Genomic DNA, 22,423 nt, shown 5'->3' on the forward strand with positions numbered 1-22,423 from the left:
GCTGTTTTAACGCGAGCTACCGAGGATAGAAGTGTTGGGAGTCCCCGCGCCATAATCATTGATACTAATGAACTTTACCTGGGCATCAGCGCTGATCGTTGAATGTTCATTTATGACAAAGCGCTCGCTGCTAAACGGCGCGATATAGCCGGTGCCCAACGCCTCGGCTTTGCCATTTTGCTCGTAAATAATTTCGCCCATGTTCACGTAGTAAGCGGTAGGGTTGTGCCCGATCAACACCAAACCCTTGCCGTTTTCACCCTGCACCGCGTTCCAGGTGACCTGGGCGGGTGCTTCAGCGGCCTTGCCGGGCAGACCTTGGGGTCGATACATCAGCTTGATGCGGGTCCTGAAGGCAAGCTGCAGGTGGTTGTCTTCCTTGGCCTTGGGCGGCACCTCAAGCATGTTCAGCCAGTACAGGGTCTCGCGGTCCTTGCTCATGGGCGCGCCGCTGTGAATCAGGCGGATAGCCTGCCCCTGTTCGGGCTCGATGCGTGTCAGTACCGGGGTGACCGCGAAGGGAACCTGCTGGGTTTCAGGAGGTGCTTCGATATCACCATCATCGAGCCAGACCTGGACGAGGGCGGGTGAAGTGCCTTGATTGTTGAGGTTGACAGTAACTTCGCGTTCTTGAGCAGGGAAAATCACCCGGGTGCCGGATATCACTACGCTGGCGTGGGCCTGGCTGAACATTGCCAGCAGAATCAGGGAAGCGAGCAGCTTGGGGAGCGACTGGGTCATGGGATAATCATCAAATCTGAAGAGGGGGCGCCCGCATCGGCGGGTACCCCGGACGACAACTGCCCGGTCGGGCAACTGTCAGTGGTGAGGCTTAAGGCAAGTTAACCAGGTACTGCACACGGGTGTTTGCCGCACCTGGGGTGGCTACACCAGTGGCGTAATATTCGCTGTAGTAGTTGAGGGTCGCGGCGCCAGCGACCAGTGGCACAGGAATGGTGTTCTGCGAGCCTGTTGGCGCGCCGATGCGAATTGGCAATGCGTTGGCGTTGAGCAACTGGATTTGCACGTTCTGAGCACCACCGGCATCGACGTTCAGGCGTCCGGCCCACAGATCGACACTTGGGCCATTGAGGAAGGAGATATCCACGTTGCCGGTGCCAGGGGTGCAGTTCGTCAGCTGGATGTTGAACGGTTGGCGCTCTGCAACGTGGCCAGCAGCTGCCAGTTGCGAAACATGTGCCGGCGCCATGGCGACGGTGAAGTTCTGACCACCGGCGCCACCATTGATGGTGCAGGTAGTGCCGGAAATGCTGCCTGTGAATTCAATCTGTCCATCTGCGGCTTGAGCAGTGAGGCTCATGCTAGCCAGGAGAGGGAGGGACAGGGCGAAGCCAAGGATACTTTTTTTCATCGGGTGTCCATAATCGCTAATAAGTTGTTATGCCGTAATTTTCATCAATGCGAACTTCAATTAATTGGGGTTCTGAAGTGTTAAGCAGGAATGTTTTCAGGCGGTATGATTATGGGTTTTTTTGTAGGGTTGAGATGTAAGTTGAAGTTCTTTTATTATGTGAAGCTATTTGCCTGGTGATGTAGGAAGTTGTCTGCGTTGGAGAGTGGTTCTTTGATATTGTCTGTGTGTAGGTAATATTCTTGTTTGGTGGATTATCTTGCAAGTTTCCCACGCTGCTGGGTGTGGTCACTGCCAGGTTTGACGCTGGCTTAACAGCCGGGTATAAACCGCCTTCACTTGCATCAAGGTTTTTTCCCATGAGCTTTAGCCCACTTATCCGACAGCTGATCGACGCCCTGCGCATCTTGCCTGGTGTCGGCCAGAAAACCGCCCAGCGCATGGCCTTGCAACTGCTGGAGCGTGACCGCAGCGGCGGTACCCGTCTGGCCCAGGCGCTGAGCCAGGCCATGGAAGGTGTCGGGCATTGCCGCCAGTGCCGGACCCTGACCGAGCAGGAGCTCTGCCCGCAATGTTCGGACCCGCGCCGGGACGATACCCTGCTGTGCGTGGTGGAAGGGCCGATGGATGTCTATGCCGTCGAGCAGACGGGTTATCGCGGCCGCTACTTCGTGCTCAAGGGCCACCTGTCGCCGCTCGATGGCCTGGGCCCGGATGCTATTGGCATCCCGCAGTTGATGGCGAGGATCGAGGAGCAGGGCAGCTTTACCGAAGTGATCCTGGCCACCAACCCGACAGTGGAAGGTGAGGCGACCGCCCATTACATCGCCCAGTTGCTGGTCGATAAAGGGCTGGTCGCTTCACGGATTGCCCACGGTGTGCCATTGGGTGGTGAGCTGGAGCTGGTCGATGGTGGCACCCTGGCGCATTCGTTTGCCGGGCGCAAACCCATCTCGCTGTAACCATCGAACTTCAATCGCGGGGCAAGCCCGCTCCTACCTGTCCGGTGAGAGCGGGCTTGCCCCGCGATGCTTTCAGTACTCGCTCAGCGAAAACCCGGTCAGGCAAAAGGTCGGCACGCCGGCCTCATTCAGCCGCTGTGAGCCACCCAGCTCCGGCAGGTCGATGATCGCCGCCGCCTCGAACACCTGTGCACCCATGCGCCGTACCAGGTTGGTAGCGGCCAGCAAGGTACCGCCGGTGGCGATCAGGTCGTCGAAAATCAGTACCGAATCACCTTCACAAAGGCTGTCGGCGTGCACTTCGAGGAAGGCCTCGCCGTACTCGGTCTGGTAGCCTTCGGCGAGCACGTCGGCCGGCAGCTTGCCCTGCTTGCGAAACAGGATCAGTGGCTTGTTCAACTGGTGGGCGATGATCGAGCCGATCAGAAAGCCGCGCGCATCCATGGCCGCGATATGGCTGAAGTCGGTTTCGACGTAGCGTTCGATGAAGGCATCGGCGACGTGGCGCAGGCCCCGCGGCGACTGGAACAGCGGGGTGATGTCGCGAAAGATCACGCCCGGCTTGGGGAAGTCCGGTACCGGGCGGATAAGGGCTTTGAGGTCGAAAGTAGCGCTGGGCATGAGGCGGGTATCCTGAAAAACCAATGCCCGCCAGTATACCTGTTATGCGCAGGCTCAGCTGTCCAGCGAGCCGCCAGCCAGGGCGCACAGCTGGATCGGGTCAAGGATGTGGATCTCCTTGCCCTCGGCCTGGATCAGGCCGTTTTGCTGGAAGCGGGTGAAGACCCGCGACACGGTTTCGACCGCCAGGCCCAGGTAGTTGCCTATTTCGTTACGCGACATGCTCAGGCGGAACTGATTGGCCGAGTAACCGCGGGCGCGGAAGCGTGCCGAGAGGTTGACCAGGAAGGTGGCGATGCGCTCGTCCGCAGTCTTTTTCGACAGCAGCAGCATCATCTGCTGGTCGTCGCGGATCTCGCGGCTCATGACCCGCATCAGCTGGCGTCGCAGTTGTGGCAATTGCACCGACAGCTCATCCAGGCGTTCGAAGGGGATTTCGCAGACGGATGTGGTTTCCTGCGCCTGGGCCGACACCGGGTAGGCTTCGGTGTCCATGCCGGACAGGCCGACCAGTTCACTGGGCAGATGGAAACCGGTGATCTGTTCCTCGCCACTGTCGCTGAGACTGAAGGTTTTCAGCGCGCCGGAGCGCACCGCGTAGACCGAGCCGAAATTGTCGCCCTGGCGGAACAGAAACTCGCCTTTTTTCAGCGGACGCCCCCGTTTGACGATTTCATCCAGTGCATCCATGTCTTCCAAGTTCAATGACAATGGCAGGCACAGAGGCGCCAGGCTGCAATCCTTGCAATGGGCCTGGTTGTGGGGGCGCAGTTTGACTGGCTCGGACATTTCTTCAATCCTTGTGGGAAAGCACACATAAGCCGTAAGGGTAACCCAGGCCAGGGTGTTTCGGCCAGCTTGGACGCTAGTGGCGTACGCTGGCGCCAGAAAAACCGCGATGTGCTTGAAGGTGCGCAGCCTGTGCGCTGTAGAGCCGTTCAGTGCTGTTTGGTCCCGGTTTCATTGGCCCAAAGCCAAGCGCGCTGCGACAAAAAACCTCAGCGCTCAGATGACCCGGGAAAAGCGCTGGCGGTTGTACAGGTCCAGATACGCGTCGAACACCATGCAAACCGAGCGCACCAGCAAGCGTCCGGCGGGCAGCACCTTGATGCCCTCGTTGCTCAGTTCGATCAGCCCGTCCTTGTGCATGGCTTGCAGGGCAGGCCACTGGTCCTTGAAGTAGCCACGAAAATCGATGGTGAAGTCGCGTTCGAAGGTCTGGAAATCCAGTTCGAAATGGCAGATCAACTGCTGGATCACTGCGCGGCGCAGGCGGTCGTCCTGGGTGCAGATCAGCCCGCGGCTGGTGGCTAGCTGGGCGGTGGACAAGGTGTCCTGGTAGGTAGTGAGATCGCTGCTGTTCTGACAGTACAGGTCGCCGATCTGGCTGATGGCCGAGACACCGAGGCCGATCAGGTCGCAATGGCCATGGGTGGTGTAGCCCTGGAAGTTGCGCTGCAGGGTCGACTCTTCCTGGGCGATTGCCAGCTCGTCGTCGGGCAGGGCGAAGTGGTCCATGCCGATGTAGACGTAGCCGGCGGCGGTCAGTTGTTCGATGGTGTTGTGGAGCATCTCCAGTTTCGCCGCAGGCGTCGGCAGTTCATTGCTGTCGATGCGCCGTTGCGGCAGGAAGCGTTCCGGCAGGTGGGCGTAGTTGAATACGGAAAGACGATCCGGCTGCAGTTTGATCACTTCCTCGACGGTGCGGGCAAAACCTTCCGGGGTCTGCTTGGGCAGGCCGTAGATCAAGTCGAGGTTGATCGAGCGAAACTGCAGGGTACGCGCCGCTTCGATGATCGCCCGGGTCTGCTCCAGGCTTTGCAAGCGGTTGATTGCCCGTTGCACCAGTGGATCGAGGTCTTGCACGCCCAGGCTGACGCGGTTGAAGCCCAGCTCGCGAAGCAGGCCCATGGTCGACCAGTCGGCCTCGCGTGGGTCGATCTCGATGCCATAGTCACCGGAGTCGTCATCGAGCAGGTTGAAATGCTGGCGCAGGTGGGCCATCAGCTGACGCAGTTCGACGTGGCTGAGGAAGGTCGGGGTACCGCCGCCAAAGTGCAGTTGCTCGACGGTCTGCTTGGGGTCCAGGTGGCAGGCGATCAGCTGGATTTCCTGCTCCAGGCGTTGCAGGTAGGGCGCGGCGCGGCCACGGTCCTTGGTGATGACCTTGTTGCAGGCGCAGTAGTAGCAGATGTTGGCGCAGAACGGTACATGCACATAGATCGACAGCGGGCGTGCGGCGCGACGGCTGTCACGCAGGGCGTGCAACAGGTCGAAGGAGCCGACTTCGCTGTGCAGTTGCACCGCAGTCGGGTAGGAGGTGTAGCGTGGGCCGGCCAGGTCGTAGCGGCGAATCAGGTCGGAGTCCCAACGAAGAACGTCGAGCATGCGGGCAGTCCCCAGAAAGAGCAGCAGTGTCCGGAGTCTAGGGAGCGCGGGGCAACCCCGTGTTGATTTGTATCAACGCCGCTTCAGTGGCCCATCAGCCAGTGCTGGTGCGGGCCTGGCAGGGTCCACAGGCCGAACAGCATCACCAGCACGCCCCCGGCGACGCGCACGCTGCGCTGGCGCAGCAGGGCGCTGGTGCGTTCGGCGGCAAGGCCGGTGGCCAGTAGCACTGGCCAGGTACCAAGACCGAAAGCCAGCATCAACAGCGCGCTGTCGGCGGCATTGCCCTGGCTCGCAGCCCAGAGCAGGGTGCTGTACACCAGCCCGCACGGCAACCAACCCCACAATGCGCCAAGTAAAAGTGCGCGAGGCAGGCTGGAGACCGGCAGCAGGCGGTTGGCCACGGGCTGGATATGCCGCCACAGGCCGCGTCCCAGGCCTTCGATACGGGTCAGGCCGCTCCACCAGCCGGCCAGGTACAGGCCCATGCTGATCAGCAGCAGCGCGGCGAGCACACGCATGGCGGTAGCCACCGGGCTGTTGGCCACTGCCCAGCCGGCGAGCCCGAGCAGCAGGCCGGCCAGGGCGTAACTGAGGATGCGCCCAAGGTTGTAGGCCAGCAGCAGGCGAAAGCGGCGGCTGCGTTGCTCTTTGGGGATGGCCAGGGTCAGGGCGCCCATCAGGCCACCGCACATGCCCAGGCAGTGACCGCCGCCGAGCAGGCCGAGGATCAATGCCGAGCTGAGCAGGGGTAAAAGGTCAGTCACGGGGCGGCTTGCCGTCGTCGGGTTTCTTGCCGTCGGCCTCTTCCATGGCAGCGGTGTGCTGCGGGTCCTGGTCGTCGAACAGAATGCTGTGCGCCGGACCGTCGAGGTCGTCGTACTGGCCGCTGTCCACTGCCCAGAAGAAGATATAGATGGCGATGGCGACGATCAGCAGGGCCGCCGGGATCATGATGTAAAGCGCGGGCATGGAGGCTCCTGGTCAGGCCGTCGCGGGATGCGCGGCGGGGGCTGGCGTGTGGCTGGCCGGCAGGCCGCTGGCGCGGGTCAGGCGCAGTGCGTTGAGGACCACGATCAGCGAACTGACCGACATGCCGACCGCCGCCCAGATTGGCGTGATCCAGCCCAGCGCGGCAAACGGCAACATGACGCCATTATACGCCGAGGCCCACAGCAGGTTCTCGATAATGATCCGCCGGGTGCGGCGGGCCAGGCTGAAGGCCTGCACCAGGGCTTCCAGGCGGTTGGACAGCAGGACCGCATCAGCACAGGTCTTGGCCAGGTCGGTGGCCGAGCCCATGGCGATACTGATATCGGCGGCGGCCAGCACCGGCACATCGTTGACCCCGTCACCGAGCATCAGCACCTTGCGCCCTTGCTGCTGCAGGGCCTTGAGTTTTTCCAGCTTGTCGTCCGGGCGCAGGCCACCGATGGCCTGGTCGATCTGCAACTCGGCAGCCACACTGTGGACCATCGGCGAGCTGTCGCCGGACAACAGCAGGGTGTGCCAGCCACGGGCGCGGCAGGCTGCCAGGAGGTCGGCGGCGTCAACGCGCAGGCGGTCATCGAGGACGAACCAGGCCAGCGGGCCCTGCTGGTCACCCAGTAGCAGCCATTGCCCGGCTTCGTCGGGCATTGCCGGGGCGCTGGTGGCACTGAGGGCGCAGACGAAGCCCGCCTCGCCGATGCGCAAGTGCTGCTGGCCAACCTTGCCTTCAAGGCCCAGGCCGGGTATTGCCTGAACCTCGTCGGCAGCCTGGCTGGCGCGGCCGAATGCGCGGGCGATGGGGTGTTCGGAGCGGTTTTCGAGGGCGGCGGCGAGCATCAGGCAGCGGTCGGCATCGCTGTCGCGCAGGGGGCGGATCGCCCGCAGGGTCAATCGGCCTTCGGTGAGGGTGCCAGTCTTGTCGAAGATCACCGTGTCGATCTGGTTCAGGCCTTCGAGCACATGACCCCGGGTCAGCAGCAGGCCAAGTTTGTGCAAGGTGCCGGTGGCCGCGGTCAGCGCGGTCGGGGTGGCCAGCGACAGGGCGCAGGGGCAGGTGGCAACCAGCATGGCCAGGACAATCCAGAACGCTCGCGACGGGTCGATCTGCCACCAGAGCAGGCCGATGGCCGCCGAGGCCACCAGGGTGAACAGCAGGAACCATTGCGAGGCGCGGTCGGCGATTTCTGCCAGGCGCGGCTTTTCCGACTGGGCCCGCTCCAGCAGGCGCACGATCGCCGACAGGCGGGTGTCCTGGCCCAGGGCCTGGACCTCGACGGTCAGCGCGCTTTCGACGTTCAGGGTACCAGCAGTGACCACGTCGCCAGCACTGCGCGGTTGCGGCAGGTATTCACCGGTCAGCAGCGATTCGTCGATGCTCGATTGGCCGCTGACGATACGCCCATCGGCGGGGACTACATGCCCGGGCGGGATCAGCACGCAGTCCTTGAGGTGCAATTCGCTGAGCAGGATGCGCTCGCTCTGTCCGGCCGCGCCCAGGCGCAGGCACGAGGCTGGCAGCAGGTTGACCAGTTGCGCGGTGGCGGCGGCGGTGCGCTCGCGGGCGCGGCGTTCAAGGTAGCGCCCGGCGAGCAGGAACAGGGCGAACATGCCCACGGCGTCGAAGTACAGCTCGCCGCTGCCAGTGATCGCAGTCCAGATCCCGGCACCATAGGCCAGGCCAATGGCCAGGGATACCGACACGTCCATGGTCAGGTGGCGGGTGCGCAGGTCGCGGGCGGCGCCACGGAAGAAGGGCGCGCAGCTGTAGAACACGATCGGTGTGGTCAGGAACAGCGCCACCCAGCGCAGGATGGTGTGCAGTTCGGGGCTCAGGTCGATGTTGAATTCCGGCCAGGTGGCCATGGTCGCCATCATCGCCTGAAACCACAGCAGCCCGGCAACGCCGAGCTGGCGCAGGGCCGTGCGGTTCTCGCTGGCCAGCTGTTCGGCAGCGCGATCAGCCTGGTAGGGGTGGGCTGCGTAGCCGATATGGCGCAGCTCGGCGAGCAGTTTTGACAGCGCCAGCTCACTGTCGGCCCAGCTCACCTGCAGGCGGTGGTTGGACAGGTTCAGCCGTGCCTCGGCCACTGCCGGCAGGTTACGCAGGTGTTTCTCGATCAGCCAGCCGCAGGCTGCGCAGCTGATGCCTTCGATCAGCAAGGTGGTTTCGGCCAGTTCACCGCTGTGCCGGACGAAGGGCTTTTGCACATCGGCGCGGTCGTACAGGGCCAGTTCGTCGACCAGTTGCTGGGGCAGGGCGTCGGGGTTGGCGCTGGCTTCGCTGCGGTGCTGGTAATAGCTTTCCAGGTTGCCGGCGACGATGGCCTCGGCAACCGCCTGGCAGCCGGGGCAGCAGAACGCCCGTGGCTGGCCGAGCACCACAGCGGTGAAGTGGCTGCCGGCAGGGACGGGCAGGGCGCAGTGGTAGCAGGGCGTGGGGCTGGTCATGGTGTCAGTCGCAAGGTGTGGTATTGGGCTTGTCGCGGGTCAAGCCCGCTCCCACAGGGATTCACTGCATCTGCGGGAGCGGGCTTGACCCGCGATAAGCAACGACTCATTTATCGAGGTGTTCGGCCCCTTGCAGCGCCTCGTCACCGAGTACCAGGGTCTTGTCATGGGCCACTTCTTCTTCCTCGAACAGGCGCCATACATGCTCATCCTGGCTGCCCAGCAGCTCGACGAAGCGCCGGCCTTCGACCTTGTCGCTGAGCTGGCCCAGATAGCGCCCGGCTTCGCTGTCGCTGCGGGTCAGGACGATCTTGCGGTCCTTCTGCGGCTGGGTCGGCGAGATCAGGTTCAGTTCCAGGGTCTGCGGCTGGCTGTTGCCGGTCAGGCGCAGGTCGACTTCGCCGGTCAGCTCGTCCAGGTGCACGCTGGCCTTGAGGTTGAGGGTCTGGGCCAGCAGCTCGCGGTCCAACGAACGGTTGATGCCTTTGCCGGCCTCGTAGTAGTTGTCGTTGACCAGGTTGTCGGGGTTATTCACCGCGATGGTTACCATGGTCAGGCTGAGGGTCACCGAGGTGGCCAGCACCCCGATGATGATCCACGGCCAGAGGTGCTTGTACCAGGGGCTAGCGGCAGTTGCAGAAGGCATAGGCTCAGTCTCTTATCGAATTTGCGGGCCGATGAAGCGGCTCTTGGCTTCAACCTGGGAGGCACTGTCGTCAGCGTCCTTGAGGGTGAAGATGACTTCGTTGGTGGTTGACGGCAGTTGCTCCGGGGCCATCGACAGTTGCACCGGCAGGCTGACGATATCGCCGGCGGCGACGCGGATTTCCCGCGCGCCTTCCAGCTTGAGGTCTGGCAGGCCACCGGCTTCGAGCACGTAGACGTGGTCGCGCTGGTCCTTGTTCATGACCTTCAGGCTGTAGACGTTCTCGATCCGCCCCTGGGCGTTCTCGCGATAGAGCACGCGGTCCTTGCTGACGTCGAAACCGACCAGCGGACGCAGGACGAAGGCGGTGGCCAGCAGGCCGATCATCGCCAGCAGGACCACGGCATAGCCGATCAGGCGCGGGCGCACCATGTGGGTCTTTTGTCCCGACAGGTTGTGCTCGGTGGTGTAGCTGATCAGGCCCTTGGGGTAGTTCATCTTGTCCATGATGGTGTCGCAGGCATCGATACAGGCGGCGCAGCCGATGCACTCGATTTGCAGGCCGTCACGGATGTCGATGCCGGTCGGGCACACCTGGACGCACATGGTGCAGTCGATACAGTCGCCCAGGCCCTTGGCCTTGTAGTCCAGGTCCTTTTTGCGCGGGCCACGGGTTTCGCCGCGGCGCGGGTCGTAGGAGACGATCAGGGTGTCCTTGTCGAACATCACGCTCTGGAAGCGCGCATAGGGGCACATGTATATGCACACCTGCTCGCGCAGCCAGCCGGCGTTGCCGTAGGTGGCGAGGGTGAAGAAACCTACCCAGAAGTACGCCCAGCCATCGGCCTGACCAGTGAAGAACTCGATCACCAGTTCGCGGATCGGCGAGAAGTAGCCGACGAAGGTCATGCCGGTGACAAATCCGATGCTCAGCCACAGGCTGTGCTTGGCCAGCTTGCGCAGGAGCTTGTTGGCGCTCATGGGCGCCTTGTCGAGCTTCATGCGCTGGTTGCGGTCACCTTCGGTGACTTTTTCGCACCACATGAAAATCCAGGTCCATACGCTTTGCGGGCAGGTATAGCCGCACCAGACGCGGCCAGCGTAGACCGTGATGAAAAACAGGCCGAAGGCGGCGACGATCAACAGGCCCGAGAGCAGGATGAAGTCCTGGGGCCAGATAGTGGTGCCGAAAATGTAGAACTTGCGCTCCGGAAGGTTCCACCACACGGCCTGGTGGCCGCCCCAGTTCAGCCAGACCGTACCGAAATACAGCAGGAACAGGACGGCGCCGCCAACCATGCGCAGGTTGCGGAACACGCCGGTGAAGGCACGGGTGTAGATCTTTTCTCGGGAGGCGTAGAGATCGACGCTGCTGTTGTCTTTACTGGCAGGCGGGGTGACGTCATGTACCGGAATCTGCTTGCTCATCATTGAGTCCCACGGCAGTGGAGAGGTGCCGCGGCCAGTACATGCCGGCCGCAGTCGAAAGCTTGCTGCTCTAGGGCGCATGATACGCCTGTCCTGCGGGCAGGGGGGAGGGGTGCGACTTTTGGTCGCGTTGGGGAATTGCAGGTAATAGTGTATTGGCCCGTGTCAATTGACGCAGGTCATGGGTAGGGGCGGGTCGATAAAAAAGCCCCGCCAGTTTCACTGACGGGGCGTTTGCCAGCTGGGCGAATTACTTCGCTTCAGCAGTTTTTTCAGGCTGGTGCGACAGGCTGTAGACATAGGCCGCCAGCAGGTGGACTTTGTCGTTGCCCTGGATCGCTTCCTGGGCAGGCATCTGGCCCTGACGGCCATAACGGATGGTCTGCTGCAGTTGCGCGAAGCTCGACCCATAGATGAACGCGGTCGGGTGGGTCAGGTTCGGTGCGCCCATGGCCGGGGTGCCCTTGCCTTCAGGGCCGTGGCAGGCCACGCAGTTGGTGGCAAACAGCTTCTGGCCGTTGGCCGGGTCGGCCTTGGCGTCTTTAGGCAGGGTGCGGCCATCGAGGTTGGTCAGCACGTAGGCAGCAACGTCGGCAACGCCTTGCTCGCCGATGACTTCGGCCCAGGCCGGCATTACCCCGTGGCGACCGCCCATGATGGTGGCCTTGATGGTTTCCGGATCGCCCCCCCAACGCCAGTCGTTGTCGGTGAGGTTGGGGAAGCCGTAGGAGCCCTTGGCGTCGGAGCCGTGGCACACCGCGCAGTTGGAGGCGAACAGACGGCCACCCATTTTCAGCGCTTGTGGGTCTTTGGCCACTTCTTCAATGGGCATCGAGGCGAATTTGGCGAAGATCGGCCCGAACTTGGCGTCCGAGCGTGCCATTTCCTTTTCCCACTCGTGCACGCCGGTCCAGCCGGCCTCACCGTTGGCAAACTCGGTTTTCTTGTCGCTGTCCAGGTACTGGTAGCCAGGCAACAGGCCTTTCCAGTTACCCAGGCCCGGGTACAGCACCAGATAGCCGAGGGCAAAAACAATGGTGCCGACGAACAACATGAACCACCATTTTGGCAACGGGTTGTCGTATTCCTCGATGCCGTCGTAGGCATGGCCCACGGTTTCTTCGGTGGTTTCGCTGCGCTGGCCCTTGCGGGTGGACAGCAGCAGCCAGGTCAGGGCGAAGATGGTGCCCAGACTCAAAACGGTGACGTACAGACTCCAGAAGGTAGTCATTCGTTGTTACTCCTAGACGCTTTCGCTTGCGCTTGCTCGACGTGCTTGCTGGCTTCGGGATCATCCGCGAAGGGCAGCATGGTCGCTTCGTCGAACTCGGACTTGCGCCGAGAACTGAATACCCACAACGCCAGGCCGATAAAGGCCACCATCACCACGACGGTGCCCAGGCCACGAATCATCCCGATATCCATCAATGTCACCGTTTGCTTTTGATGATGGTGCCCAGGCCTTGCAGGTAGGCAACCAGGGCGTCCATTTCAGTCTTGCCCTTGACCGCGTCGCGGGCACCGGCGATGTCTTCATCGGTGTACGGCGTGCCGAGGGTGCGCAGGACTTCCATCTTCTTCACGGTGTCCTTGCCGTCGAGCTTGTTCTCCACCAGCCATGGGTAGGATGGCATTTTCGACTCGGGCACGACGTTGCGCGGGTTGTACAGGTGAGCACGGTGCCAGTCGTCGGAGTAACGACCGCCAACACGGGCCAGGTCCGGGCCGGTGCGCTTGGAACCCCAGAGGAACGGGTGGTCCCAGACGCTTTCACCGGCGACCGAGTAGTGGCCGTAGCGCTCGGTTTCGGCGCGGAACGGGCGAATCATCTGCGAGTGGCACTGCACACAACCTTCGCGGATATAGATATCGCGGCCTTCGAGTTCCAGCGCGGTCCGCGGCTTCATGCCTTCGACCGGCTTGTTGGTGACGTCCTGGAAGAACAGCGGGACGATCTGGGTCAGGCCGCCGATGCTCACGGCGATGACCATGAAGAAGGCCATCAGGCCGATATTCTTCTCGACTGTTTCGTGCTTCATCAGTGAGCTCCAACTACAGCGATCTGAGCAGCGGCTTCAGCTTCGGCCGGCTTCGAGGCGCGTACGGTACGCAAAACGTTGTACGCCATCAGCAGCACGCCGGAGGCGAAGAACGCACCGCCCAGGGCGCGGACGATAAAGCCCGGGTGGCTGGCTTGCAGGGCTTCGACGAAGGAGTAGGTGAGGGTGCCGTCATCGTTGATTGCGCGCCACATCAGGCCCTGGGTGATGCCGTTGACCCACATCGAGGAGATGTACAGCACGGTGCCGATGGTCGCCAGCCAGAAGTGCGCGTTGATCAGGCCGGTGCTGTGCATCTGCTCGCGGCCATAGACCTTCGGAATCATGTGGTACAGGGCGCCGATCGAAATCATCGCCACCCAGCCCAATGCGCCAGCGTGGACGTGACCGATGGTCCAGTCGGTGTAGTGCGACAGCGAGTTGACGGTCTTGATCGCCATCATCGGGCCTTCGAAGGTCGACATGCCGTAGAACGCCAGGGAGACCACGAGGAAACGCAGGATCGGGTCGGTGCGCAGCTTATGCCAGGCGCCCGAGAGGGTCATCATGCCGTTGATCATGCCGCCCCAGCTTGGCGCCAGCAGAACGATCGACATGGCCATGCCCAGCGACTGCGCCCAGTCCGGCAGGGCGGTGTAGTGCAGGTGGTGAGGGCCGGCCCAGATGTACAGGGTGATCAGCGCCCAGAAGTGCACGATTGACAGACGATAGGAGTAGATCGGACGTTCGGCCTGTTTCGGCACGAAGTAGTACATCATGCCCAGAAAGCCGGTGGTCAGGAAGAAGCCCACGGCGTTGTGGCCGTACCACCACTGGATCATCGCGTCGGTAGCGCCCGAGTACGCCGAGTAGGACTTGAACAGGCTGACCGGCAGGGACGCGTGGTTGACGATGTGCAACATCGCGGTCACCACGATGAAGGCACCGTAGAACCAGTTACCCACATAGATATGCTTGGTCTTGCGCTTGACGATGGTGCCGAAGAACACCACACCGTAGGTGACCCAGACAATTGCCAGCAAAATGGCGATCGGCCATTCCAGCTCTGCGTATTCCTTGGTCGTGGTGTAACCCAGCGGCAAGGTGACCAGTGCACCGACGATCACCGCTTGCCAGCCCCAGAAGGTGAAGGCCGCGAGGCTGTCGGAAATCAGTCGCGTCTGGCAGGTTCGCTGCACGACATAGTAGGAAGTGGCGAACAGTGCACAACCACCGAAGGCAAAAATCACCAGGTTGGTGTGCAAGGGGCGAAGGCGTCCGAAGCTCGTCCACGGCAGGTCCAGGTTCAGCTGGGGCCAGACCAGTTGCGAGGCGATGAAGACACCAAGCCCCATGCCAAGGATCCCCCAGACCACCGTCATGATGGCGAACTGGCGGACGACCTTATAGTTATAAGCAGTCGGACTGATTGCTGTGCTCATTCTAAGGTTCCACGGTTTGGGTGTTTTTATAGGGTAAAAATCGGCGCAAGTATGTATAAACCGTGTGGTTATTGCAACGCGATGGCGCCCGCGCCGATCCTTGCCAAAGCCTGTTCCACAGCGGTTTCGGGCCTTTGTGGCGAGCGGATTGTACACAATTAGTTGTTTATTATGTGTACTCAAAAGCGTTTTTTCGTCCAGGACAAAGACTTCTGCTGAGCCCTTGCTCAGTGCCGTTCATCACTCGCTCACAGGCGCTTGAGTCGGCCCCATCAGCCTTTGCGCAGAACCGCTGGCGAAAAATGCCCCAAAAAGGTGCAAGCACACCGGCTATTTCAGTCGCTGTGGCAACAAGCTTAGTTGTGATCGAAGGGGGTGCAAGGCGGGGGTAGGGCGGGGTGCGACACTTGGTCGCAACGGGGCAAGGGAACCGCCGCATCGGTGCCGATGCGGCGGTTTGAGTCAAGGCTCAGTTACATCATCGTTTTACTTGGCAGACAGGGTTTCACCTTGCGTTGCCTGGTCCTGAGACAGGCTGTAGACATAGGCCGCCAGCAGGTGGACCTTGTCGTTGCCCTGGATCGCTTCCTGGGCAGGCATCTGGCCCTGGCGGCCGTAACGGATGGTCTGCTGCAGTTGCGCGAAGCTCGAACCGTAGATGAACGCGGTTGGATGGGTCAGGTCCGGTGCGCCCATGGCCGGGGTGCCCTTGCCTTGCGGGCCATGGCAGGCAACGCAGTTGGTGGCGAAGAGTTTTTCACCATTGGCCGCGTCGGCCTTGGCTTCTTTGGGCAGGCTGCGGCCATCGAGGTTGGTCAGCACGAACGCGGCGACGTCGGCCACGCCTTGCTCACCAATCACTTCGGCCCATGCTGGCATCACCCCGTGACGACCGCTCATGATGGTGGCCTTGATGGTTTCCGGATCACCGCCCCAACGCCAGTCTTTGTCGGTGAGGTTGGGGAAGCCGTAGGCGCCCTTGGCGTCGGAACCGTGGCAGACCGCGCAGTTGGAGGCGAACAGACGGCCGCCCATTTTCAGCGCCTGCGGGTCCTTGGCCACTTCTTCCACCGGCATGGCAGCGAATTTGGCGAAGATCGGTCCGAACTTGGCGTCAGCCTTGTTCATTTCCTTTTGCCATTCGTTGGTCTGGGTCCAGCCGTCTTCATAGCCCGGCAGGATGCCTTTCCAGTTGCCCAGGCCCGGGTAGAGGATCAGGTAGCCGACCGAAAACACCAGGGTGGCGACGAACAGCCAGAACCACCACTTGGGCAGCGGGTTGTCGTACTCCTCGATGCCATCGAAGCTGTGGCCCATGGTCTGGTCGGTGGTGCCTTTGGTTTCGCCCTTGCGGGTGCCCAGCAGCAGCCAGGTCAGGCCGATCAGGCTACCGATGGTCAGTACGCTGATGTACGTACTCCAGAAGGTGGTCATTGCCCGTTACTCCTCGGTTCGGGTTCGTTGGCGACAGGTGCCAGGCGCTCGTCGGCGAACGGCAACAGGCTGGCTTCGGCGAATTCACGGTTACGCCGGCCGCTGAACACCCACAGCGACAGGCCAATGAAAGCAATGGCCACCAGCAGGGTGCCCAGGCCTCGCACTTGGCCGATTTCCAGTGTGAAGTCCATGGCGCTTACCTCTTGTTCTTGATCGCGGTGCCAAGCACCTGCAGGTAGGCGACCAGTGCGTCCATTTCGGTCTTGCCCTTGATCGACTCCACCGCGCCGCTGATGTCGGCATCGGTGTACGGCACGCCGAGGGTGCGCATGGTGCGCAGCTTGGTCTGGGTGTGGCTGCTGTCGACCGGGTTGGCAACCAGCCATGGATAAGCCGGCATCTTCGACTCGGGCACCACGTTGCGCGGGTTGTACAGGTGCGCACGGTGCCAGTCATCGGAGTAGCGGCCGCCGACGCGGGCCAGGTCCGGGCCGGTACGCTTGGAACCCCAGAGAAATGGGTGGTCCCAGACGCTTTCACCGGCGACCGAGTAGTGGCCGTAGCGTTCGGTTTCGGCGCGGAACGGACGAATCATCTGCGAGTGGCACTGCACACAACCTTCGCGGATGTAGATGTCACGGCCTTCCAGTTGCAGCGCGGTGTAGGGCTTCATGCCTTCGACCGGCTTGTTGGTGACGTCCTGGAAGAACAGCGGGACGATCTGGGTCAAACCGCCGATGCTGACGGCAAACACCATCAACAGCACCAGCAGGAAGACGTTCTTCTCGATTACTTCATGTTTCATCAGGGTCTCCTCAGGCCAGTTGCGCGGCGGCAGGGGCGGTCGCGGCCACCGGAGCACGCACGGTGCGCCAGGTGTTGTAGGCCATCAGCAGCATGCCGGTGAGGAAGATCGCCCCGCCGACGAAGCGCACGATGAAGCCTGGGTGGCTGGCCACCAGGGTTTCGACGAAGGAGTAGGTCAGCGTGCCGTCTTCGTTGACTGCGCGCCACATCAGGCCCTGGGCGATGCCGTTGACCCACATCGAAGCGATGTAGAGCACGGTGCCGATGGTCGCCAGCCAGAAGTGCGCGTTGATCAGGCCGAGGCTGTACATCTGCTCGCGACCGAAGACTTTCGGGATCATGTGGTACAGGGCGCCGATCGAAATCATCGCCACCCAGCCCAATGCGCCGGCGTGGACGTGACCGATGGTCCAGTCGGTGTAGTGCGACAGGGCGTTGACGGTCTTGATCGCCATCATCGGGCCTTCGAAGGTCGACATGCCGTAGAACGCCAGGGACACCACCAGGAAGCGCAGGATCGGGTCGCTACGCAGCTTATGCCAGGCACCGGAGAGGGTCATCATGCCGTTGATCATGCCGCCCCAGCTTGGCGCCAGCAGGACCAGCGACATGATCATGCCCAGCGACTGTGCCCAGTCGGGCAGGGCGGTGTAGTGCAGGTGGTGAGGGCCGGCCCAGATGTACAGGGTGATCAGCGCCCAGAAGTGCACGATCGACAGGCGATAGGAATACACCGGACGCTCGGCTTGCTTGGGCACGAAGTAGTACATCATGCCGAGGAAGCCTGCGGTCAAGAAAAAGCCTACGGCGTTGTGGCCGTACCACCACTGGACCATGGCGTCAGTGGCGCCACCGTACAGCGAGTAGGACTTGGTCAGGCTGACCGGGATTTCCAGGTTGTTGACGATATGCAGGATCGCCACAGTGATGATGAATGCACCGAAGAACCAGTTACCCACATAAATGTGCTTGGTGGTGCGCTTCATCAGGGTGCCGAAGAACACCACGGCATAGGCCACCCAGACAATGGTGATCAGGATGTCGATCGGCCATTCCAGTTCGGCGTACTCCTTGGTGCTGGTATAACCCAGCGGCAGGGTGATGGCAGCCAGCAGGATCACCAATTGCCAGGCCCAGAAGGTGAAAGCCGCCAGGCGTGGCGAGAACAGGGTGGTCTGGCAGGTGCGCTGGACCGAATAGTAGGAAGCGGCGAACAGTGCGCAACCACCGAAGGCGAAGATCACCGCGTTGGTGTGCAGCGGTCGCAGGCGGCCGAAGCTGGTCCAGGGGAGGTCGAAGTTGAGCGAAGGCCAGACGAGTTGCGCGGCGAGAAAAACGCCGAGCCCCATCCCGACGATTCCCCACACCACCGTCATAATGGCGAATTGGCGGACCACCTTGTAGTTGTAGGCGGTACTGCTGGTTGTGTTCATGTATGGGTTCCCATCCACGGTTATAGGCAGACTAAACAGCGAGGCAAGCATGAGTAATGGGCAACTGGCCGGTATTGACGGGGATCAATGGGCGCGGCTGGTCGAAAGCCGTGGCTGGCTGTGGAATGCCCCGCAAAATCAGGGGGATGGCCAGCATTCGCGGTGCCTGATCCTGGCCCACGGCGCGGGTGCGCCGATGGACAGCGGGTTCATGGAAGAAATGGCGCAAAGGCTGGCAGCACAAGGGCTGGGGGTGTTGCGCTTCGAGTTTCCCTACATGGCCCAGCGCCGCCTGGGTGATGGCAAAAGGCCTCCGAATCCTCAGGCAACGCTGCTGGAGTGCTGGCGCGAGGTGTATGCGCAGGTGCGACCATTGGTCACTGGGGGGCTGGCCGTCGGCGGCAAGTCCATGGGCGGGCGCATGGCCAGTCTGCTGGCCGATGAGCTGGGTGCCGATGCGCTGGTGTGCCTGGGTTATCCTTTCTACGCCGCAGGCAAACCGGAAAAACCCCGGGTGGCGCACTTGGCCGAACTGAAAACGCCGACCCTGATCGTTCAGGGCGAACGCGATGCCTTGGGCAATCGACAGACAGTGCAGGGCTATGCGCTGTCGTCAGCGATCGAGCTGTGCTGGCTGCAGGCGGGGGATCATGACCTGAAGCCGCTGAAGGCTTCAGGGTTCAGTCATGGCGATCATCTGGCGACGGCGGCGGACAGGATTGTGGCGTTTCTGAAGTAGCGGGGCTGCTATGCAGCCCATCGCAGGCAAGCCAGCTCCCACAAGGATTGCAGTGAACACCTGTGGGAGCGGGCTTGCCCCGCGATGATTGCAGTGGCTTAGCCGCGATACTCGCACAGGTAAGCCGTATCGACCGCGACCTTGAGCTGGAACTTACTGTTGGCCGGGACATTGAACTGGCTGCCGGCGCTGAAGGTTTCCCAATTGTCGCTCTCAGGCAGCTTGACGGTCAGGGCGCCGGAGACCACGTGCATGATTTCGCGCTGGGCGGTGCCGAACTCGTATTCGCCCGGGGCCATTACGCCAACGGTGGCCGGACCTTCAGCGGTGCCGAAAGCGATCGACTTGACCGTGCCATCAAAGTACTCGTTGACTTTAAACATGGGCGACTCCTGGAAAAGGGACTGAAAAGGCTGGCCAGTATGCCCAAGCCCTGGAGCGCCGTCATCCGCTTTCAGGCGCCCTGCGCCGGCAGTGTCAGCGGCAGCAGGCGCGCGGTATTGCGGGCATCTTGCAGGGCCCTGTGCTGGCGGCCGGTGAACTGCAGGCCGGCCAGTTGCAAGGCGCCCTTGAGGCCCAGCGGGCGTTGCAGTTGGCGGGCTTTGGCAAAGCGTTGCTTGAGGTTGATGTGCGGCAGGGTCTGCAACAGGCTGGCGAGTTGATACTGCTGCCACTCCTGCAGCAGTTGCTTGTGGTCATAGTCGCCCCAGCTGACCCAGCCCTCCAGGTGCTGGGCATGATGCCCGAGCCAGCGCTCGAACTGTGCCCAGACTTCGGGCAAGGGGTGGGCTGTGTCGACATTGGCTTGGCTGATGTGGGTCAGTTCGCGGCAGAACGGGGTGAGTTGCGGGCGTCGCCGTGGGCGTACGAAACGCTGGAAATGACTCAGCTCGCGGTCCTGGCGGTCGACCAGCACGGCACCGATTTCGATGATTTCCATATCCGTGACCGGCCAGCCGCCATCATCTGTGGTTGCTTCAAGGTCGATCACCAGCCAATGGCCCATAGTAGGCTCCCATCCAAGACTGCCAAGAGCGTAGCCAAACTCGGGCGCATCGGGTATCCCCTGGCGTTTTGCCTGCGCAGCTTGGCGCAACCGACAGTTGTGCAACGCCTTGAAAACGCCTAGCTTAAGCGGCATTCCGGTTTCAATCCGCAAAGAGTGTGTTGCTTTGAATTCAACGCCCATGCCACAGAAGATGCCCTTGCTGTTCATGCTTGCCGTGATGGGGCTGGCGCCTTCGGCCTGGGCGGCAGCGGAAATCGAAGTCAAGGTCGGCGCGGCGCATTTCCCTCCTTACACAGTGCGGCCCGAGGCGGGTGCCGATACCGGCCTGTTGCCGCAGTTGATCGAGGCGCTCAATTCAACCCAGCAGCGCTATCGCTTCGTCCTCGTGCCAACCTCGATCCCCCGTCGCTTTGGCGACTTCCAGCAGGGGCGCACCGACATGGCGATCTTCGAGAACCCGGAGTGGGGTTGGCAGCAGATTCCCCATCAAAGTGTCGACATGGGCCTTGAAGATGCCGAGGTCTTCGTTACCCATCGTCAGGCCGGACGCGGTCAGGAATATTTCACTGACCTCAAGGGAAAGCGTCTGGCGTTGTACAGCGGCTATCATTACGCCTTCGCCAATTTCAATCCTGACCCCAAGTACCTGGCCGACACTTACAGCGCGACCCTGACCTATTCACATGACAGCAACCTGCTGATGGTTCAGCGTGGCCGCGCCGATATCGCCCTGGTGACCCGTTCCTACTTCAGTGATTTCCTCGCGCGTAACCCGAAAAGCGCCGAACAATTGCTGGCATCCGACCGCGTCGATCAGGTCTACCATCATTACGCACTCCTGCGCCCTGGCGCGCCGATCGCCGGAGCAGAATTTGCCCGGTTGTTGCAGTCCCTGCGCGACAAGGGCGAGTTGCTGAAAATCTTTCAGCCCTACCGCATCACGGTAAGTGCCCCCAAACGCGACTAAATTTGCCGGTGCCGGCGACGTTCACAAGGGTGTGTCGAACATTCCCTTCGTGAGCCAAGATCATGCCATTCGATTACGTTACGCCGACTTTGTCCTTGCCACGCTGGCGCAACCTTAGCGCCGACGAGGGGGAGTGCCACCTGAGCCTGGTGCTCGAAGGCAAGCCATTGGCGCGCGTGCGCCTGCAGCGCGGTGAAACCTTGCAGGTCCGACTTGAAGAGGTTGACCGCGAGCGTGTGCCACAAGCCCTGTGGGCTGTCTGCTACTGGTTGTTCGCTCGCGATCCAGGCATTGCCCGCCTGACCTGGCAGCTCGATCAGCCGCCGCATTCGGCCTTGGGCAGCGGCTTGCTGGTCAGCGCAACGACGCCGGGCGAGTACCTGTGCGAACGCAGCCTGTTCTGGCAACTGCCCCAGCCCTGGCTTGGCCAGCCCTTCGAAGGGGTGTATCCACAGCAGATGCAGATCAGTGATGGCAAGCGTCATCCCCGGCGCGCACCCAAGCCCCGTGGCGAGGTGTACCGGCGTTTCGATGCGCGCCTGGGGGCCTGGATATCCTTGCGGACCCTGGAAATAGACCAGGACCTGGAGCGTTTCAACCGCTGGCAGAACAACCCGCGGGTGCTGAACTTCTGGCAGGAGGGCGGTAGCCTGGAGCAACATCGGGACTACCTGGGCAAGCTGCAAGCCGATCCGCATAGCCTTACCTTGATCGGCTGTTTCGATGATCAGCCGTTCGCCTATTTCGAGGCATATTGGGCCAAGGAAGACCGTATCGCGCCGTTCTATGCGGTGGATGATTACGATCGTGGCATTCACATGCTGGTCGGAGAGGAGCAGCACCGTGGCCCGCACAAGGTCGCGAGCTGGCTGTCAGCCCTGGTGCACTACCTGCTTCTCGATGATCCGCGTACCCAGCGGGTGGTCGCCGAGCCACGGGCCGACAATGGCAAGATGATCGGCTACATGCATGACCAGTGCTTTCACTGCGAAAAGGAATTCGATTTTCCGCACAAGCGCGCAGCGCTGATGATTCTGGGGCGGGAGCGTTTTTTCGAGGGTTGCAAGCTGGTCTGATCCGCAAGCGGCAAGCGGCATCTCAGTCCTCTTGCCGCTTGAAGCTTGCCGCGCTCAAGCCCTCTGGCTTGAGACCTTGCGACAATGTACCAGGGCATCGCGGATCATGAAGTTGACCAGGGTCGGCGAGACGCCCAGTTCCTTGGCGATGTCCTTTTGCGGTACGCCATGCAGGCGATACATCTCGAAGGCGTAGCGGGTGCGCTGGGGCAGTTCGCCCAAGGCGTCGGCAATATGTTCAAGGGTGGCGAAGTTGATGTGCGTGGCTTCTGGCGAGGCGCCTTGAATGACCACATTCAGGCCCTCCTCTTCGCTGCCGGAGTATTTGAGTTCCATCGCCTGTTTGCGGTAGTGATCGATGGCCAGGTTGCGCACGATCTGGAACAGGTAGCTAAGCTGGGCCTTGAACGAGGAGGTGATCTGTGGCGCCGAGCTGAGCCGGAAGAACGCATCCTGGACCACATCTTCGGCCCGGGAGCGACAGCCGGTGATGCGGGCGGCAATCTTTACGAGGATGCTGCGGTTGTCGACAAACGCCTGGAGTAACGGTGAATCGCACTTACTTGTGGATAGTTGTTCCGCCATGGAAATCACCTTATCTCTAAGAGGGAAGTGGAGC

The 22,423-nt window shown here is 61.7% G+C and carries 25 protein-coding genes; 4 read left to right on the top strand and 21 right to left on the bottom strand.

All coding sequences use genetic code 11. The features are described 5' to 3' along the window. Positions 1-6: 6 nt before the first annotated feature. The gene (locus EXN22_RS09690) at positions 7-741 is read right to left on the bottom strand and encodes a fimbrial biogenesis chaperone (RefSeq protein ID WP_130263845.1); all 735 of its coding nucleotides are present in this window, start codon (positions 739-741) and stop codon (positions 7-9) included. Between the two features lie 91 nt (positions 742-832). After that, on the bottom strand, positions 833-1,372 hold the full coding sequence (locus tag EXN22_RS09695; protein ID WP_130263846.1) for a fimbrial protein: 540 nt from the start codon (positions 1,370-1,372) through the stop codon (positions 833-835). 359 nt (positions 1,373-1,731) lie between these two features. Between EXN22_RS09695 and recR the strand changes: the two genes are divergently transcribed. Further along, positions 1,732-2,334, top strand: coding sequence for a recombination mediator RecR (gene recR / locus EXN22_RS09700; RefSeq protein ID WP_130263847.1), 603 nt, complete (start codon positions 1,732-1,734; stop codon positions 2,332-2,334). A gap of 72 nt (positions 2,335-2,406) precedes the next feature. Here the strand turns inward: recR and EXN22_RS09705 are convergent, their stop codons facing one another. From EXN22_RS09705 to ccoN (EXN22_RS09780), 16 genes are all read right to left on the bottom strand, one after another. Continuing rightward, entirely contained in the window at positions 2,407-2,955 is a 549-nt protein-coding gene (locus tag EXN22_RS09705) for an adenine phosphoribosyltransferase (RefSeq protein ID WP_130263848.1), read from the bottom strand. A gap of 54 nt (positions 2,956-3,009) precedes the next feature. Continuing rightward, positions 3,010-3,744: a Crp/Fnr family transcriptional regulator FnrA gene (gene fnrA / locus EXN22_RS09710; RefSeq protein WP_130263849.1), complete on the bottom strand. Its 735-nt coding sequence runs from the start codon at positions 3,742-3,744 to the stop codon at positions 3,010-3,012. A 216-nt stretch (positions 3,745-3,960) separates the two neighbouring features. After that, on the bottom strand, positions 3,961-5,343 hold the full coding sequence (hemN, locus tag EXN22_RS09715; protein WP_130263850.1) for an oxygen-independent coproporphyrinogen III oxidase: 1,383 nt from the start codon (positions 5,341-5,343) through the stop codon (positions 3,961-3,963). Between the two features lie 83 nt (positions 5,344-5,426). Next, complete coding sequence (locus EXN22_RS09720) at positions 5,427-6,110, bottom strand: sulfite exporter TauE/SafE family protein (RefSeq protein WP_130263851.1); 684 nt, start codon at positions 6,108-6,110, stop codon at positions 5,427-5,429. Further along, positions 6,103-6,315 (bottom strand): cbb3-type cytochrome oxidase assembly protein CcoS, encoded by a 213-nt coding sequence (gene ccoS, locus EXN22_RS09725; protein ID WP_130263852.1) that lies wholly within the window; start codon positions 6,313-6,315, stop codon positions 6,103-6,105. The genes EXN22_RS09720 and ccoS overlap by 8 nt, the downstream gene beginning before the upstream one ends. Before the next feature lie 12 nt (positions 6,316-6,327). Beyond that, positions 6,328-8,781: a heavy metal translocating P-type ATPase gene (locus EXN22_RS09730; RefSeq protein WP_130263853.1), complete on the bottom strand. Its 2,454-nt coding sequence runs from the start codon at positions 8,779-8,781 to the stop codon at positions 6,328-6,330. A 106-nt stretch (positions 8,782-8,887) separates the two neighbouring features. Beyond that, positions 8,888-9,427, bottom strand: coding sequence for a FixH family protein (locus EXN22_RS09735; RefSeq protein ID WP_130263854.1), 540 nt, complete (start codon positions 9,425-9,427; stop codon positions 8,888-8,890). A 12-nt stretch (positions 9,428-9,439) separates the two neighbouring features. Further along, a complete protein-coding gene (gene ccoG, locus EXN22_RS09740) occupies positions 9,440-10,855 on the bottom strand; it encodes a cytochrome c oxidase accessory protein CcoG (protein WP_130263855.1) in 1,416 nt (471 codons plus the stop codon). Positions 10,856-11,105: 250 nt separating this feature from the next. After that, positions 11,106-12,086: a cytochrome-c oxidase, cbb3-type subunit III gene (ccoP, locus tag EXN22_RS09745; RefSeq protein ID WP_130263856.1), complete on the bottom strand. Its 981-nt coding sequence runs from the start codon at positions 12,084-12,086 to the stop codon at positions 11,106-11,108. Continuing rightward, the gene (locus tag EXN22_RS09750; protein WP_010225992.1) at positions 12,083-12,280 is read right to left on the bottom strand and encodes a CcoQ/FixQ family Cbb3-type cytochrome c oxidase assembly chaperone; all 198 of its coding nucleotides are present in this window, start codon (positions 12,278-12,280) and stop codon (positions 12,083-12,085) included. Before EXN22_RS09750 ends, ccoP (EXN22_RS09745) begins: the two co-directional genes overlap by 4 nt. Before the next feature lie 5 nt (positions 12,281-12,285). Next, entirely contained in the window at positions 12,286-12,894 is a 609-nt protein-coding gene (gene ccoO / locus EXN22_RS09755; protein WP_130263857.1) for a cytochrome-c oxidase, cbb3-type subunit II, read from the bottom strand. Beyond that, positions 12,894-14,336: a cytochrome-c oxidase, cbb3-type subunit I gene (gene ccoN, locus EXN22_RS09760; RefSeq protein ID WP_130263858.1), complete on the bottom strand. Its 1,443-nt coding sequence runs from the start codon at positions 14,334-14,336 to the stop codon at positions 12,894-12,896. The genes ccoO (EXN22_RS09755) and ccoN (EXN22_RS09760) overlap by 1 nt, the downstream gene beginning before the upstream one ends. 486 nt (positions 14,337-14,822) lie before the next feature. Next, a complete protein-coding gene (gene ccoP / locus EXN22_RS09765; RefSeq protein WP_130263859.1) occupies positions 14,823-15,770 on the bottom strand; it encodes a cytochrome-c oxidase, cbb3-type subunit III in 948 nt (315 codons plus the stop codon). Beyond that, positions 15,767-15,964 (bottom strand): cbb3-type cytochrome oxidase subunit 3, encoded by a 198-nt coding sequence (locus tag EXN22_RS09770; protein WP_130263860.1) that lies wholly within the window; start codon positions 15,962-15,964, stop codon positions 15,767-15,769. The genes ccoP (EXN22_RS09765) and EXN22_RS09770 overlap by 4 nt, the downstream gene beginning before the upstream one ends. A gap of 5 nt (positions 15,965-15,969) precedes the next feature. Then, positions 15,970-16,578, bottom strand: coding sequence for a cytochrome-c oxidase, cbb3-type subunit II (gene ccoO / locus EXN22_RS09775; RefSeq protein WP_130263861.1), 609 nt, complete (start codon positions 16,576-16,578; stop codon positions 15,970-15,972). Positions 16,579-16,588: 10 nt separating this feature from the next. Continuing rightward, positions 16,589-18,013 (bottom strand): cytochrome-c oxidase, cbb3-type subunit I, encoded by a 1,425-nt coding sequence (gene ccoN, locus EXN22_RS09780; RefSeq protein WP_130263862.1) that lies wholly within the window; start codon positions 18,011-18,013, stop codon positions 16,589-16,591. A 49-nt stretch (positions 18,014-18,062) separates the two neighbouring features. Between ccoN (EXN22_RS09780) and EXN22_RS09785 the strand changes: the two genes are divergently transcribed. Then, on the top strand, positions 18,063-18,752 hold the full coding sequence (locus EXN22_RS09785; protein ID WP_130263863.1) for an alpha/beta family hydrolase: 690 nt from the start codon (positions 18,063-18,065) through the stop codon (positions 18,750-18,752). 98 nt (positions 18,753-18,850) lie between these two features. On the opposite strand, the gene ppnP is transcribed toward EXN22_RS09785, so the two are convergent. Together ppnP and EXN22_RS09795 are read right to left on the bottom strand one after the other, a co-directional pair. Then, complete coding sequence (ppnP, locus tag EXN22_RS09790) at positions 18,851-19,135, bottom strand: pyrimidine/purine nucleoside phosphorylase (protein ID WP_130263864.1); 285 nt, start codon at positions 19,133-19,135, stop codon at positions 18,851-18,853. A gap of 71 nt (positions 19,136-19,206) precedes the next feature. Further along, positions 19,207-19,758, bottom strand: a complete 552-nt coding sequence (locus EXN22_RS09795) for an exonuclease domain-containing protein (RefSeq protein WP_130263865.1) — start codon at positions 19,756-19,758, stop codon at positions 19,207-19,209. Between the two features lie 181 nt (positions 19,759-19,939). On the opposite strand from EXN22_RS09795, the gene EXN22_RS09800 reads away from it, so the two are divergent. Both EXN22_RS09800 and EXN22_RS09805 read left to right on the top strand, forming a co-directional pair. Beyond that, on the top strand, positions 19,940-20,728 hold the full coding sequence (locus tag EXN22_RS09800; RefSeq protein ID WP_233281697.1) for a substrate-binding periplasmic protein: 789 nt from the start codon (positions 19,940-19,942) through the stop codon (positions 20,726-20,728). A 62-nt stretch (positions 20,729-20,790) separates the two neighbouring features. After that, the gene (locus tag EXN22_RS09805; protein WP_130263866.1) at positions 20,791-21,804 is read left to right on the top strand and encodes a GNAT family N-acetyltransferase; all 1,014 of its coding nucleotides are present in this window, start codon (positions 20,791-20,793) and stop codon (positions 21,802-21,804) included. A gap of 54 nt (positions 21,805-21,858) precedes the next feature. Here the strand turns inward: EXN22_RS09805 and EXN22_RS09810 are convergent, their stop codons facing one another. Further along, positions 21,859-22,389, bottom strand: coding sequence for an RNA polymerase factor sigma-70 (locus tag EXN22_RS09810; protein ID WP_130263867.1), 531 nt, complete (start codon positions 22,387-22,389; stop codon positions 21,859-21,861). Positions 22,390-22,423: the final 34 nt, after the last annotated feature.

Source organism: Pseudomonas tructae (genome assembly GCF_004214895.1).
Lineage (GTDB): Bacteria > Pseudomonadota > Gammaproteobacteria > Pseudomonadales > Pseudomonadaceae > Aquipseudomonas > Aquipseudomonas tructae.